General features: G+C 37.6%; 14 protein-coding genes. 12 read left to right on the top strand and 2 right to left on the bottom strand.

The genetic code is table 11. The features are described 5' to 3' along the window. Positions 1–67 precede the first annotated feature (67 nt). From D8854_RS02450 to D8854_RS02430, 5 genes are all read left to right on the top strand, one after another. Positions 68–3,649, top strand: a complete 3,582-nt coding sequence (locus tag D8854_RS02450) for an ATP-binding protein (RefSeq protein ID WP_125449684.1) — start codon at positions 68–70, stop codon at positions 3,647–3,649. A 248-nt stretch (positions 3,650–3,897) separates the two neighbouring features. After that, a complete protein-coding gene (locus D8854_RS02445) occupies positions 3,898–4,800 on the top strand; it encodes a DUF2268 domain-containing protein (RefSeq protein ID WP_125449407.1) in 903 nt (300 codons plus the stop codon). Between the two features lie 62 nt (positions 4,801–4,862). Continuing rightward, a complete protein-coding gene (locus tag D8854_RS02440; protein ID WP_125449405.1) occupies positions 4,863–5,231 on the top strand; it encodes an EXLDI protein in 369 nt (122 codons plus the stop codon). A gap of 213 nt (positions 5,232–5,444) precedes the next feature. Continuing rightward, the gene (locus tag D8854_RS02435; RefSeq protein ID WP_125449403.1) at positions 5,445–6,449 is read left to right on the top strand and encodes an NADP-dependent oxidoreductase; all 1,005 of its coding nucleotides are present in this window, start codon (positions 5,445–5,447) and stop codon (positions 6,447–6,449) included. Positions 6,450–6,465: 16 nt separating this feature from the next. Beyond that, a complete protein-coding gene (locus tag D8854_RS02430; RefSeq protein WP_125449401.1) occupies positions 6,466–7,110 on the top strand; it encodes a TetR/AcrR family transcriptional regulator in 645 nt (214 codons plus the stop codon). Positions 7,111–7,315: 205 nt separating this feature from the next. Here the strand turns inward: D8854_RS02430 and D8854_RS02420 are convergent, their stop codons facing one another. Both D8854_RS02420 and gdhA read right to left on the bottom strand, forming a co-directional pair. Continuing rightward, complete coding sequence (locus D8854_RS02420) at positions 7,316–7,801, bottom strand: GNAT family N-acetyltransferase (RefSeq protein WP_125449399.1); 486 nt, start codon at positions 7,799–7,801, stop codon at positions 7,316–7,318. 31 nt (positions 7,802–7,832) lie between these two features. Beyond that, entirely contained in the window at positions 7,833–9,179 is a 1,347-nt protein-coding gene (gene gdhA / locus D8854_RS02415; RefSeq protein WP_125449397.1) for an NADP-specific glutamate dehydrogenase, read from the bottom strand. Positions 9,180–9,409: 230 nt separating this feature from the next. Between gdhA and D8854_RS02410 the strand changes: the two genes are divergently transcribed. From D8854_RS02410 to D8854_RS02380, 7 genes are all read left to right on the top strand, one after another. Beyond that, entirely contained in the window at positions 9,410–10,345 is a 936-nt protein-coding gene (locus D8854_RS02410) for a dihydroorotate oxidase (protein WP_125449395.1), read from the top strand. A 32-nt stretch (positions 10,346–10,377) separates the two neighbouring features. Beyond that, complete coding sequence (holA, locus tag D8854_RS02405) at positions 10,378–11,415, top strand: DNA polymerase III subunit delta (RefSeq protein ID WP_125449393.1); 1,038 nt, start codon at positions 10,378–10,380, stop codon at positions 11,413–11,415. 69 nt (positions 11,416–11,484) lie between these two features. Continuing rightward, positions 11,485–12,090: a superoxide dismutase SodA gene (sodA, locus tag D8854_RS02400; RefSeq protein ID WP_125449391.1), complete on the top strand. Its 606-nt coding sequence runs from the start codon at positions 11,485–11,487 to the stop codon at positions 12,088–12,090. Positions 12,091–12,245: 155 nt separating this feature from the next. Next, positions 12,246–12,776: a YutD family protein gene (locus D8854_RS02395; RefSeq protein ID WP_125449389.1), complete on the top strand. Its 531-nt coding sequence runs from the start codon at positions 12,246–12,248 to the stop codon at positions 12,774–12,776. Positions 12,777–12,797: 21 nt separating this feature from the next. After that, entirely contained in the window at positions 12,798–13,883 is a 1,086-nt protein-coding gene (gene rlmN / locus D8854_RS02390; RefSeq protein WP_125449387.1) for a 23S rRNA (adenine(2503)-C(2))-methyltransferase RlmN, read from the top strand. 1 nt (position 13,884) lies between these two features. After that, positions 13,885–14,364, top strand: a complete 480-nt coding sequence (locus tag D8854_RS02385; protein WP_125449385.1) for a VanZ family protein — start codon at positions 13,885–13,887, stop codon at positions 14,362–14,364. Position 14,365: 1 nt separating this feature from the next. Beyond that, positions 14,366–15,907, top strand: a complete 1,542-nt coding sequence (locus tag D8854_RS02380) for an ABC-F family ATP-binding cassette domain-containing protein (RefSeq protein ID WP_125449383.1) — start codon at positions 14,366–14,368, stop codon at positions 15,905–15,907. Positions 15,908–15,922: the final 15 nt, after the last annotated feature.

Below are 15,922 nucleotides of genomic sequence, written 5' to 3'. Positions count from 1 at the left end.
TATAACTCATTGTTTGGTTTAGTATGATATAATAATATCGAACTACATTTTTGGAAAGGTTATTATGATGAGTTTAATAAATAAAATTGAACAAGGTATTAAAGAGTTAGAGGGAGGAGGATTTCAAAAACTAGGTGATGCGTACCTGAGAAGAAAATACAATTTTAAAATTGTTTCATTAGGTTCACAAGAAGGAACGGATAAGACTACTAAAGGAATTCCTGATTCTTATGCTGAGGAAAAAGGTAAATATGTTTATATCATGTATGGTACACATAAATCTATAATATCTAAATTAAAAGAAGATATTCATTCAGTTAAGAAAAAAATTTTAGATGAAAATATTTCTGAAGATAAGGTTGCGAGACTTATTTGTTGTCATACTTCTTCAAATATAACAATTAAACAAAAAGAAGATCTAGAAAAAATAGCTGAGCCTTATCAGCTAGAATTGATTGGAATTAATGAAATTGCTGATGATCTTACAAAGTTAGATTTTCAATATTTAGCAAAAGAGTATCTATCAATCAGTGAATCTACAGAGCAAGTTTGGTCTATCAATGACTTCATAAGAATTCATGATGAGAGTAAAACTAATGCACCTATATCAAATGACTATATTGGAGATGTAAGTGAAATTATAAATACCATTAAATCAAGTGAAAAACGAATCTTCTTAATATCTGCTAAGCCTGGAACAGGGAAAACTAGATTAGCAATTGAAATTTGCTCTTTGCTCGATCGAAATAAATATAACATTATTTGTGTCAAGAGCAATAATCAGGATATTTACCAAGATGTAAAACGCAATCTAAATTTACACAAAGAAAATATTGTTTTTATTGATGATGTTAATACTACACAAAATTATATTTCTACACTTGGGCTACTGAACACGACTAGTAATATTCGGTTTATTCTTACGGTACGTGATTATGCTAAAAAAGATGTAATCAATAATGTTAAAGTTTATGGGTACAATAATATTGAGCCAGAACTTATAAAAGATGATAATTTTAAGGAATTACTCAATCAATTCTCTCGAAACGATTTTACCAATAAAGAAATTGAACATATAAAAACGATATCTAAAAGCAATCCGCGTATTGCAGTCATTGCAGCGAAGTTATCTAGCTCTCGGGATTTGACTAATTTTAATGACGAGATTGATATTTTAAAAGATTACTATGAAGAAATTTTAAATAAAAATAACATTATTTATGCAGAACAAAAGACTTTATTTATTTTATCTTACTTAAAAAAGATTAGACTGGAAAGTTTAGAAGAGAACCAGGAATTCAAAAAATTACTAAAAATAACTGATATAACAAATACTGACTTTAAGAGTGCAGTGGAGAAGCTTCACGAGAGAGAGTTGTGTAATATTTATAACGACAAAATTGTAAAGATAGCAGATCAATCATTAGATGATTATATAGTTATCAAGTTTTTAATTAATAAGAAAATATCAATTTTAGAAATTTTACATGAGTTATATCCAGTAAACGATCAAAGAGTTGTTCAAATACTAAATCAATGTTCCAATTTTATTAGGAAAGAGAGTGATTTAAAAGGCGTTTCTGATGCAGTTAAATCATATTATTACAATGAAAGTAATTTTGAAAGCGATGAACTTAAAGAAAAGTTTTTAATACAATTTGGAGTATTACTTCCTCTAGAAGCAATTTCACACGTTAAAAATAAAATTGATAATATAGAGTCTCAGGCTTATACAAAGACTAATTTTATTAATCAGAAGGATAAAAAGGAATCTATTAAGGATTCAGTTTTAAATATTGTATTTGTAACTACACGGACAAAATATTGTAGTCAAATTCTCCAATTATTGTTAAAGTACTTTGATAAAAATCCTAATAAGATTTCTGAGGTTTATAGTATTCTTGAAGCAAACTACGGATTGGTTACCGAAAGAGAATATATTGATTATATCTTAGCTGAAAATACTATTTCTGAACTTGCTAATCTTGATTTGATGAAAAGTTATAATCAAGAATTAAGCGCGGCAATTTTGAAGCAGTATCTTAAAATTACTATCGACAGGACAGAAGCTTATGAGGAATCATTTACATTTAGGAAATGTACCATTCCTGATAGTGAAAAACTGAAAGAGTATCATAGAAGTATACTGAAATTTTTAGCAAAGATATATAATGTTGGGAGTGTTGATATTAGACTTTATATTGAGAGAATACTGTATGATTACAGAAGAAAAATTTTGACTTATTCAGAAAGTCATCGTATGACTATTAATAGAGATTTGAAAAGCATTAGAGAATTATTTTTTTACGACATAAAAAAATTATCTATGATTGAAGAACAAATAGTTTATACTTTACATAAAGCTGAAGTGAAAAAAAACTTATCGAGTGTGTTTGACGATTATATGATTTCTGAGAGACAAGATATATATAATAATTTGACCAATCATAATCATGTCTGGATTCATAAAGATGATGTTAAAATAAGATTACAAGAAATTGCATATAGATATTCAAACAATTGGCAAAATATTTTCAATTTTGCAAATCAATTCAAACATAGCTTATTTATGAATGACACTAACATTGAGCTAGTACTATTCAATATGTTTTTGCTATTAGAAAATGATAAAAAAATTGGATTTTTAAATTTAATGTTTAAATCAAACTATCATTTTGTAAATAGGAATCCAATTAGTTTTTTAGAAAATATTGAGAAAAGTTCAATGCAGTCTGTTATTACTTCCTCTCAAGAATTAGAAAAATATGAATGGCAACTTGCTTATTTAACACAAATTGAAAATGTTAAAAATGAAGATCTACAAACATTAAAGAGTATTCTAAAAGCTAATTCTTTACCATATTATTTTACAATTTTAAATTTTGAGAGATTGATTTTGAAAGATCCTAGATTAAAAGAGTTGTTAATACAAAAAGCTGGGAATACAAATTTTGTTATTCCTGATTTTATAAGAGAAGAAGAGGTGCCAAAATTAATAAATCTAATTGGAGAAAACGATTTAAAGTCTCAGTATTTAATCAATTTAGGGAGCAGTAAGGATCACACCTATAAGCTTTTTCAAAAATTAGGAGAAAATGATATTAATTTTGCGGTAGAAGTATTGAAGAAAATTGATGAGCTAAAAATGGGAAGCTCTAATTTAGGATACATGGTATTACATACTATAAATGGATTTAGAGATAAGAAAGAAATTTATAAAAAGTTTATCCGCTTTGCAATAAATAGGCCATATTACTACTATAACAATATGCTTGAAGATATTATAAAAAATGACAGTCAGATCATATTAGAAATGCTTGAGGAAACAAACAATGAGCAATTTGCAATTAGATTGGTCAATCTAGGTGTAGAATTTTTAGAAAACAGCAATCAAAAACTAATACTATTTAATCTTCTCAGAGCTAAAGGATTTGGCAAGAAGTCATTCCAAGAAATACATTTTAGTCCCTATTCACATTTTTTTACTGGTAGTCACGTTCCGGTGTTGGAATTAGAAAAAGAACTCCTAGAAAGAATTAAAGAGATATTTGAAACTGATATAGACTACATTAAGTTGCTACGGTACTTGGATAAACTAATAGATGGCAAGCGCAATGCGATTGAAAGAGAATTGGAAAAGGAGTTTTAAATTATAATTTATATTTATTACTTCTTAAGGTGCTAGATAAAATCAGTAAATTCTACTGTTTTATAGTATTTTAGTGAAATATTTGGTTTGATTTAAAATGGGTAAACCTACTTGAAATTATGGTCTGATACGAAAGTTCTAGTTTTTTTACTAACAGTTACTAGAATCTTGATATATATTCAATTTTCTTCTTGACCCTGACCTTGGGTAAGGGATTATACTAGTAGTAGATAAGAAAGGAGATTACTATGAAAATCAATATGATTCGTTCAGATAAAGTTTATCAAGAGATGCTAGAGCTACCCTTAGAAAAGAGAGAAGGTTGCTTTCGAGCCAAAATATTAGCACCTTTTGCAACGAAATACCAAACTCAACACATTCCTTTAAAAGCGAAGTATCCTGGAGGTTTTGATGCTCTATTTCTACTTGGCTTTATGAATCTGTTGCCCGCAACTCTCTCAGAAAAGGATAGACCAGCTATCGACTCTCTAAGCTCTGATCAACTCTGGCAGGACTGCCAGGATACCATCAAAAGGAGTATCGGTCTTTTCGAGCAGGCTGGCTATGATTTAGAGGTTGAGGATTACCATTTTACTATTTTACTGGGCAATCCAGAAAAACCTATGCTACAGCTTAATAAGGGATACAGTGGAGATGGAGGAATTCCAGGATACCTCATGCTTAGTCTGTTGCCGAATGACTATACTTTACCACGTGTGCAAGCCGCGTTGGCTCACGAGTGCAACCACAATGTTCGCTTCCAATTTATCAAATGGAACCAGCAGACGACACTAGCAGACTGGGTAGTCAGTGAAGGATTAGCAGAGTCTTTTGCTGCTGAGCTCTATGGTAAAGAGCTCATCGGATCCTGGGTCACTTCAACTAGTTCCGAGCAGTTAGAAGAGATTAAGCCCATCATCTCAAGTCAGCTTCAGCTAACAGGGATGGCGGAAATGGCTTCTTATCTTTACGGTGATGAAATAGCTGAGATTCAAGGTCAAATACCGGTTGGAATGCCCTATGCTGCAGGCTATGCTTATGGCTATCATCTGATACAAGCCTATCTGAAAAGGACTGGCAAGAGCATTATTGAGGCCACAGTAACACCGACAGAAGAAATTTTAGAGGCTACTAAAGATTTTTGGAAATGACACTTTTGCTTGCAAATCTGCCAGAGTCTGATATAATGAAAGTAATTTTTGGAGGTGACTATATGCACTATAAAAGAGTTGAATTAAAAGTCACAAATCAAGGTATCCATGAGCGCAAGATTTTTCAAGGTGTTAAGATTTTCAGTCGTAGCAAGTTATCCAAAGATCGGAAAAGCATTCTAACACAGAAGATTTACCTGACACCGAAGCAAAATATTGTTTACTATCAACGAACAGATATCAACTATGAGCAGAACTGGCATCATAAGAAGGATTATTACGAACTAGCTTATAGCCAGATGGACAGAGAAACTGTCTTTAAGGTTTGTCAATATTTTGATGAACTAAGTCCTTTTCTGGAAAATGAGCTGCTGGAGAAGCTAAAAGAAAAGCAGTCAACAGGCAAATTTTTTGATAAATTAGATATATAAAAATCCGGCTGCTTTTATAAGCAGTCGGATTTCTTTGAGTTCTAGTTTGATAATCTTTCATAAGGAAAAATAGATCTATTTTTATCATGAACAGCTAACTTAGTTAGAACTTTTGGAAACAGTATAGTTGACATCTATGGGGAATAAGCATATAATTAAGAAAAATGATTGAGTGCTCACTCAATTTTTTAGATGTATAAAGGAGTTCATACAATGGTTGTTCAAGCAATACAATATAGTCGTTTCGGTGATGAAGAAGTGTTAGATTTAGTGAACATTAAATCTGATTCTTTGAAAGTGAATCAAGTTAGGGTAGAAGTTTATGCAGTTGGTTTAAATCCTATTGATTATAAAACTTTTGAGGGTGCAAAGCCACTTCGTTTTCTATCTTTTATGACGAAACTAAGGAAGCCAAGTCGTTGGTTTGAGTCAAAGTCATCTCTTTTTCCAAGAGGTATTGGTCGGGATTTTGCTGGAGTTATCACAGAAGTTGGTGAAGGAGTAAGTCGGTTTGAAGTAGGTGATAAGGTTTTTGGAACAATGATCAGTGACCCTGGATTAGGCACCAAGAGGGGAGCTTTGGCAACAGAAATTTGTGTCAATGAATCAGAAATTGTGTTGAAGCCAAAGATGATTGATATGAACCATGCAGCTACTATGGGTGTAGCCTCTCTAACCGTGGGAGGTGCTTTTAGAAAGATTGAGCTAAACTCTAAAGATGTTGTAGTTATTTCAGCAGCAGCAGGAGGTATTGGAAGTATCGCAGTACAGTATGCGGTTGCTAAAGGTGCGACAGTTATTGGAATTGCGAGTAAGAAAAATTCAGATTATCTGAAGTCTTTAGGTGCTATACCGGTAGCCTACGAAGAGAACATCCAGAATGCTCTTCTATCAGCAAGTGCAAAGCCAATTACAAAATTTTTGGATTGCTATGGAAGTGATTATGTTAAATTGGCTTTCAGTTTGGGATTGAAGGGCACGGCCATTGGAACGCTAGTACCTTCACCATATGTTATGATAAAAGGTGCTCAGTTCACGGGTCCGAGACATTCTACATATGATGATTTTAACACTCTAGTGGAAATGGTCTCAGATGGGAAGGTTCGGCTGAATATTGACCAGGTTTATGATTTTTCTCTAAAGTCAGTTAGAGAGGCATATCGTAGCCTGAAGTCGGGACATACTCGAGGTAAGAAGGTTGTAAAAGTAAGAGAGTAGCAGAGAGGTGCCAGCAATGGAAAGTTTAGAACAAAAGTATGCTCAGACATTAGAAAATAGCAACTTGAGTTTAAAACAACGTCAAGTATTGTTATCAAGTCTAAAGCTATTTTCAGAAATTGGCTTTGAAAATACAACAGCCAGCCTTATTGCTAAGGAGGCTGGAGTTTCAGAAGGGACAGTTTTTAGTTACTTTAAAACCAAGGAAGGCATCTTAGAAGCTATACTATCAACTTTTCTCGAACAGGTTATTCCAGATGTGATTGCCGATTTTTCTGAGAAGAAATTTACAGCAAACCAAGATACTTTTCCACAGTTTTTGAGAAGCATTGTTCGAGATAGACTAGTTTTCATTCAGGAGAATCAAATGCAAGTTAAAATTCTCTTGAGTCGTTCTTTTATTGATAAAACTATTTCTAGTCAGTTAGGGAATGTTATTGTTCACTCTATCATTAAGCCAATTAGTCCAGTTCTGAATCAGTATAAAGAAAATGGTGTTATCCGAGATTGGTCAAATGAAAGAATCGTTCGTTATATTCTAGCTTTGAGTCTTTCTTATGCTCTTCCAATGATGTTGAATGATAATGAGGACCTAGACATAGATGAAGCAGTAAATGAAATAGTTGAATGCCTATCTTTTGCCTTATTAGAAATAAAGTGAATTTTGATTTTTAAGCTTACTATTAAAAATAGTGAGCTTTTTTGAAACCAATATAAAAATCCCCAATCGGAGTGATTGAGGATTGAAAAATCAATTGAAACAATACCTTAACTATCATAGCCTTGGCTACATTTTTAAAAGTTGTTTTAGCTGTTTTGAGGATCTTGGTTATGATGTCCTCGAGACGACCAGAGTATACTAATATCTATTCATCTGATAAGAGAGATTTTATCATCCAGATATTCATAGCTGGGTGGCCGGCGGCGTTAGTAAGTGGTTGTTGCAGTGCTGTAAAACCATAGTGCTGATAGACGGCCACGGCCGTAGACAGTTCAGTAGAGGTTTCTAGATAAAGCTGTTCATAACCTGCTAGGCAGGCTTCCTGGAATATCCGCTTTATCAACCTGCTGGAATAACCTTTGCCACGGCTATTTTTAGTGACATACAGTTTTTGTAATTCAGCAATCTTATCGGACACAGGTGCAAATCCACCGCAGCCAACCAGCTGACCTTCATCTTCCAGAACAAAGTAAGCTGCTCTCTCTTGCTGTTGATAGTAGTCGGCCAAATGATCCAGATGAGAATCAAAGTAGACAGTTCCTGGTTTGTCAAGCCCAAATTCCTCTAGGCTAGCTCGAATGAGTTGCGCTACAGCTGGATTGTCTCTTACTTCCATTGGCCGTAAGTTCATCAATTGTCCTCCGATAGGATGTATCGACTAATTAAACAATACCTTGTGCAATCATAGCGTTTGCTACGTTTTCGAAGGCAGCGATATTTGCTCCTGCAAGGTAGTCAGTACCAAGACCGTATGTTTCAGCGGTTGTTTTAGCTGTGTTGAAGATGTTGGTCATGATGTCTTTGAGACGGCCGTCAACTTCTTCACGAGTCCATGAGAGGCGAAGGCTGTTTTGGCTCATTTCAAGGGCAGATACAGCTACACCACCAGCGTTGGCAGCTTTGGCAGGTCCGTAAAGGATTCCGTTTTCTTTGTAGACTTTAATCGCATCAAGGTCACTCGGCATGTTGGCACCTTCTGATACGCAGATAACACCTTGAGCAACCAAACGTTTAGCTGCGTCACCATTGATTTCGTTTTGAGTCGCACATGGAAGAGCGATGTCGTAGTTACCAGCGTAAGTCCATACAGAACCTTCATGGTAAGTAGCAGTTGCTTTCTCAGCTGCATACTCAGTCAAACGAGCACGGCGTTTTTCTTTAACATCAACCAAAAGATCGAAGTCGATACCATTTTCGTCTATGACATAACCGTTTGAGTCAGATACAGAGATGACAGTAGCACCAAGTTCAGTCGCTTTTTGAAGAGCGTATTGAGCTACGTTACCAGAACCTGAAATCACAACTTTCTTACCAGCAAAACTGTTACCATTAGCTTTGAGCATTTCTTCGGTATAGTAAACCAAACCATAACCAGTTGCTTCAGGACGAATCAAGCTACCACCAAATCCAAGAGGTTTACCAGTCAAGACACCCGCATCAAATTGGTTAAGACGTTTGTATTGCCCGTAAAGGTAACCAATTTCACGTCCACCAACACCGATATCACCAGCAGGTACGTCAAGAGATGGTCCGATGTATTTTTGCAATTCAGTCATGAAGCTTTGGCAGAAGCGCATCACTTCAGCATCAGTCTTCCCTTTAGGATCAAAGTCTGATCCACCTTTACCTCCACCGATTGGAAGTCCAGTCAAAACGTTTTTAAAGATTTGTTCGAAGCCGAGGAATTTCAAGATCCCTTGGTTTACAGTTGGGTGGAAACGAAGTCCGCCTTTATATGGTCCAACAGCTGAGTTAAATTGAACACGGTAACCACGGTTGACTTGGACTTTGCCTTCACGGTCAACCCAAGGAACACGGAAAGAAATTACGCGCTCAGGCTCAGTGATACGTGCCAAGATGTTTTCTTCGATATACTCAGGGTGTTTTTCAAAGACAGGCTCCAAGGTACTGAAGAATTCTTCAACCGCCTGGAGAAATTCAGCCTCGTGCCCATTACGAGCTGTTACAGTTTCAAACACGCTTTGGATATATTCTTTAGCAGATGTCATATCGTTCTCCTTTGTTGTTATATTTTATTACATGAGCCATTATAGCAGAATTTTTTTTCACTGTAAAGAAAAAAACGAAAATTTTCTAAAAATTCTTTCAATTTACATTCGGTCAATACTAAGAGTATTATCAAAAAACGAACGTTTTCTCTAGAAATAACTTTCTCAAAGAGAAAATCTTAAAGTATGGTATAATATTAGAAATAAAAGGAATCTGGAGGATTAGAATCATGGTATCAACGAAAACACAAATAGCTGGCTTTGAGTTTGACAATTGCTTGATGAATGCAGCGGGTGTGGCTTGTATGACGATAGAAGAGCTTGAAGGGGTCAAAAACTCAGCGGCGGGTACTTTTGTTACGAAGACTGCGACCTTGGACTTCCGTCAGGGAAATCCTGAACCACGTTACCAGGATGTTCCACTTGGTTCTATCAACTCCATGGGATTACCAAATAATGGCTTAGACTACTATCTGGACTATCTTTTGGACTTGCAGGAAAAAGAGCCAAACCGTACTTTCTTCCTATCTCTAGTTGGCATGTCTCCAGAAGAAACACATGCCATCTTGAAAAAAGTTCAAGAGAGTGAATTCAAAGGACTGACAGAGCTCAATCTCTCTTGTCCAAACGTTCCAGGAAAACCTCAAATTGCCTATGATTTTGAGACAACAGACCGGATTTTGTCAGAGGTATTTGCCTACTTTACCAAACCTCTTGGGATCAAATTACCACCATATTTTGATATTGTTCACTTTGATCAAGCGGCAGCTATTTTCAACAAGTATCCTCTTAAGTTTGTCAACTGTGTTAACTCTATCGGAAACGGACTTTATATAGAAGACGAGTCTGTCGTGATTCGTCCTAAAAATGGTTTTGGTGGCATTGGTGGAGAGTATATCAAACCGACTGCTCTTGCTAATGTGCACGCCTTTTACCAACGTCTCAATCCGCAAATCCAAATTATCGGAACGGGTGGTGTTCTAACGGGTCGTGATGCTTTTGAACATATCCTCTGTGGTGCCAGCATGGTGCAGGTGGGAACCACCCTTCACAAGGAAGGCGTCGGTGCTTTTGAACGCATTACCAATGAACTAAAAGAAATCATGGCGGAAAAAGGGTACGAAAACCTAGAAGATTTTCGTGGGAAATTGCGCTATATTGGTTAAAGTTACTAAAAGATCAGAAGAAAGGAGAGAAGATGCTAGCCATAGAAGACAGTCAGAAGTTGACTTTATCAAATCTATCTAGCTTGAACCTATTTACAGGGACAGATCAGGGTCAGTTTGAAGTTATGAAGAGACAAGTGTTGAAGCAGATTGGTTATGATCCAGCTGTTCTCAACTTTGCTTACTTTGATATGAAAGAAGTAGCTTATAAAGACTTAGAGTTGGAGTTGGTCAGTCTCCCTTTTTTTGCGGATGAGAAAATCGTGATATTAGACCATTTTGTTGATATTACAACAGCCAAAAAACGCTTTTTAACAGATGATGAGCTCAAGTCGTTTGAGGAATACCTTGATAACCCTTCGCCAACAACCAAGTTGTTGATTTTTGCTGAAGGAAAGTTAGATAGTAAAAGACGGCTGGTCAAATTGCTCAAACGAGATGCGACTGTCTTTGATGCTATTGAACCCAAGGAACAAGAACTCCGCCAGTATTTCCAAAAATGGAGTCAGACACAAGGTCTGCAGTTTGTGGGGCAATCCTTTGAAAATCTACTTCTCAAATCTGGTTTTCAATTTAGTGAAATCCAGAAAAATCTCCTTTTTTTGCAGTCTTATAAGTCAGACGGCGTGATTGAGGAGAAGGATATTGTCGAGGCTATTCCAAAGACTTTGCAAGACAATATTTTTGATTTGACTCAGTTTATTTTAGCTAAGAAGATTGATCAGGCCCGTGACTTAGTTAGAGACTTGACCCTGCAAGGGGAAGACGAAATCAAGCTCATAGCTGTCATGTTAGGACAGTTCCGAACCTTTACCCAAGTGAAGATTTTATCAGAGGCTGGTCAAACGGAATCGCAGATTGTAAGCAGTCTGGGAACTTACTTGGGGCGCAATCCTAATCCTTATCAAATCAAGTTCGCATTAAGAGATTCGCGAGGTATTTCCTTGGCTTTTCTCAAGCGAGCGATTTCTTATTTGATTGAAACAGACTACCAGATTAAGACAGGTGTCTATGAAAAAGGGTACCTGTTTGAAAAGGCGCTTTTGCAGATCGCGGCAGAAGCAAATTGAGCAAAAAACTTGAAAAAAGAGGATGATTGCGTTATCATTTTCATATAGAAAGAAAAAGAGGTATTACAGATGGCTATTATCTTACCAGACCTTCCATACGCGTACGACGCCTTGGAACCATATATCGATGTGGAAACAATGCACTTGCACCATGACAAGCACCATCAAACCTACGTCAACAATGCGAATACTGCTCTTGAAAAACACCCTGAAATCGGTGAAGACCTTGAAGCTTTGCTTGCTGATGTAGACTCTATCCCAGCTGATATCCGTCAAGCACTTATCAACAATGGTGGTGGACACTTGAACCACGCTCTTTTCTGGGAATTGATGACTCCTGAAAAGACTGCTCCTTCAGCAGAACTTGCAGCAGCAATCGATGCAGCATTTGGCTCATTTGAAGAGTTCCAAGCCGCCTTTACAGCAGCAGCTACAACTCGCTTTGGTTCTGGCTGGGCATGGTTGGTTGTTAACAAAGAAGGGAAGCTTGAAGTGACTTCAACAGCCAACCAAGACACACCAATCTCGGAAGGTAAAAAACCAATCTTGGGCTTGGACGTTTGGGAACATGCTTACTACGTGAAATACCGCAATGTGCGTCCTGACTACATCAAAGCTTTCTTCTCAGTGATTAACTGGAACAAAGTAGACGAGCTTTACGCAGCAGCTAAATAATAAAATATGGAGGGAAGAGTCACTCTTCTCTTTTTAAGATTTTTAAGCAGAAGTCTGACAGAATCGTCAGACTTTTTTCATTTAGAGGATATTCGTGCCAACTTGTAGAAAATATGGTAAAATAGAGTGTTAAGTAATCGTGGAAAAGGAAGACTATGCGTAAAGAAATTGCACCTGAATTATACAACTATAACAAGTTTCCTGGCCCAGAATTTCAGGTAAATGGGGATAAGGTTGAGACTGAAGGGATTGCTTTTACCTTGGTTGAAAATATCAAGGATGCTTTCGATGTGACAGTCTTTAATCAACGCTTCTCAGAAGTGTTGACCAAGTTTGATTATGTCGTGGGGGACTGGAGCAATGAACAGCTTCGTCTACGTGGCTTTTATAAAGACGATCGAACAGATGAAAAAAATGAAAAGATAAGTCGCTTACAGGATTATCTTTTAGAGTACTGTAGTTATGGTTGTGCCTATTTTGTCCTAGAAAATCAAGCACCGAAGCGGGCTTCATTTGACAAAAAAATGCGTAAAAAGGATGAGGAAAACCTTCCTAGAAGAGGAAAGAAACCTTCGCAAAACAAGAGAAAACCAAATGCGGATAAGCGAAATAGACGTCGTCATAAGGACCAAAAGTCTCAGAAAGAGGACAAGGGACAGCGCCATTTTGTCATTCGTCAGAAATAGATAGAGAAATAAGGAGAAGAGATGAAACCGTCTATTTATAGTTTAACACGTCAAACCATGCAAGAATGGGTATTAGAACAAGGAGAAAAGAAATTCCGAGCAGATCAAATCTGGGAATGGCTCTACCGTAAACGTGTGCAGTCATTTGAAGAAATGACCAACCTTTCTAAAGATTTGATTGCTAAGCTCAATGACCAGTTTGTGGTCAATCCTTTGAAACAACGGATTGTACAAGAGTCTGCTGATGGTACCGTTAAGTATCTTTTTGAGTTGCCAGATGGCATGTTGATTGAGACAGTACTCATGCGTCAACACTACGGTTTATCAGTCTGTGTGACCACTCAGGTCGGCTGTAATATTGGTTGTACCTTCTGTGCATCTGGTTTGATCAAAAAGCAACGTGACCTCAATAACGGGGAAATCGTAGCGCAGATTATGCTGGTTCAGAAATACTTTGATGAACGTGGTCAGGACGAACGTGTCAGCCATATTGTTGTCATGGGAATTGGTGAACCATTTGATAACTACAACAATGTATTGAATTTTGTTCGTACCATCAATGATGACAAGGGGATGGTGATCGGTGCTCGTCACATCACGGTTTCAACCTCAGGTTTGGCCCATAAAATTCGTGACTTTGCTAATGAAGGCGTACAGGTCAATCTGGCTGTGTCCCTTCACGCACCCAACAATGAATTGCGTTCAAGCATCATGAAGATTAACCGTGCCTTTCCGATTGAAAAACTCTTCGCAGCTATTGAGTATTACATTGAAACAACCAATCGCCGTGTGACCTTTGAATATATCATGCTCAATGAAGTCAACGATGGTGTAGAACAAGCCTTGGAGCTGGCGGAATTGCTCAAAAATATCAAGAAATTGTCTTATGTAAACTTGATTCCTTATAACCCAGTTAGTGAACACGACCAATATAGCCGTAGTCCTAAAGAGCGCGTGATGGCCTTCTACGATACCCTCAAGAAAAAAGGGGTCAACTGTGTTGTCCGTCAAGAGCATGGTACAGATATTGATGCAGCTTGTGGACAATTACGCTCCAATACAATGAAACGTGACCGCCAGAAGGCAGTCGCAGCGGTAAATCCATAAAATGACTAAAAAAAGAGAATTAATCTTAAGATTGGGAGTGGCTGTTTACAGTCTTTGCATTGTCTGTTTTTGTTTTACTCCCCAACCTCAACTTCCTACAGGAGTGGAAACTCCAGGTATTCAAATTTTTGGACGCCTGGTTTTTCTTTTAACTCCCTTAAACTCCCTTTGGAATCTAGGTGAAGTGACTAGTTTGGGACAAGTCCTTTGGATCTTTTTGCAGAACATTTTAAATGTCTTCTTGCTTTTCCCACTAGTCTTTCAACTGATCTATCTCTGTCCAAATTTACGACAAACGAAAAAAATCATCCTTCTCAGTTTTCTACTGAGTCTAGGAATTGAGTGCACGCAACTAGTTTTAGATTTTTTATTCGACTTTAATCGGGTCTTTGAGATTGATGATTTGTGGACCAATACCCTGGGAGGCTATCTGGCTTGGCTTCTCTATAAAGGACTGCATAAAAACAAGATAAGGAATTAGAATGAGTATTTTAGAAGTTAAAAATTTAAGTCACGGTTTTGGTGACCGTGCAATTTTTGAAGATGTGTCTTTCCGTCTCCTCAAGGGTGAGCATATCGGCTTAGTCGGTGCCAATGGTGAAGGAAAATCAACCTTTATGAGCATCGTGACTGGTAAGATGTTACCTGACGAAGGGAAGGTTGAGTGGTCTAAGTATGTGACTGCTGGTTATCTGGATCAGCATGCTGTGCTAAAGGAAGGTCAAACTGTGCGCGATGTCTTGCGGACAGCCTTTGATGAGCTATTTAAAGCAGAAGCTCGTATCAATGACCTCTATATGGAAATGGCGGAAGAGGGAGCAGATATCGACGCGCTGATGGAAGAAGTTGGGGAACTCCAAGACCGTTTGGAGAGTCGTGATTTCTATACTTTAGATGCCAAGATTGATGAAGTAGCGCGTGCCCTCGGTGTCATGGACTATGGTATGGATACAGACGTAACAGCCTTGTCAGGTGGACAAAGAACCAAGGTCCTCTTGGCTAAACTCCTCCTCGAAAAGCCAGATATCTTGTTGCTGGACGAGCCAACCAACTACTTGGATGCTGAACACATTGACTGGCTCAAGCGTTATCTCCAAAACTATGAGAATGCCTTTGTTCTTATTTCGCACGATATTCCTTTCCTCAATGATGTGATTAATATCGTCTATCATGTGGAAAACCAACAATTGACTCGTTATTCTGGAGACTACTACCAGTTCCAAGAAGTCTATGCTATGAAGAAATCTCAGTTAGAAGCGGCCTATGAACGTCAACAGAAAGAGATTGCCGACCTTAAGGACTTTGTCGCTCGTAATAAAGCGCGTGTTGCAACGCGAAATATGGCCATGTCCCGTCAAAAGAAACTCGACAAGATGGACATCATTGAACTCCAAAGCGAGAAACCAAAGCCGTCCTTTGATTTCAAACCAGCTCGTACACCTGGGCGCTTTATCTTTCAAGCTAAGGACTTGCAGATTGGTTATGATCGTCCACTTACCAAACCCTTAAATCTTACCTTTGAACGCAATCAAAAGGTTGCCATTATCGGGGCAAATGGTATCGGGAAAACAACCCTCTTGAAGTCTCTCTTGGGCATTATTCCGCCAATCGCTGGGGAAGTTGAACGCGGTGACTACCTAGAACTCGGTTACTTTGAACAGGAAGTAGAAGGTGGAAATCGTCAAACACCTCTTGAAGCTGTTTGGAATGCCTTCCCTGCACTCAATCAATCAGAAGTCCGTGCGGTCCTTGCCCGCTGTGGTTTGACGACTAAGCACATCGAAAGCCAAATTCAGGTCTTGTCGGGTGGGGAACAAGCCAAGGTGCGTTTCTGTCTCTTGATGAACCGTGAAAATAACGTCTTAGTGCTGGACGAGCCGACCAACCACCTAGATGTGGATGCCAAGGATGAACTCAAACATGCTCTGAAAGAGTATAAGGGATCTATCCTTATGGTCTGCCACGAACCAGACTTCTATGAAGGCTGGATGGACCAAATCTGGGATTTTAACAAGCTAACTTAAAAGCACTAAAAGGGC

This window comes from Streptococcus mitis, assembly GCF_003943905.1.
In the GTDB taxonomy this organism is placed as follows: Bacteria; Bacillota; Bacilli; order Lactobacillales; family Streptococcaceae; genus Streptococcus; species Streptococcus mitis_BC.
Note: the sequence above shows the minus strand (reverse complement) of the source record. Positions and strands in the feature narration are given on the sequence as shown.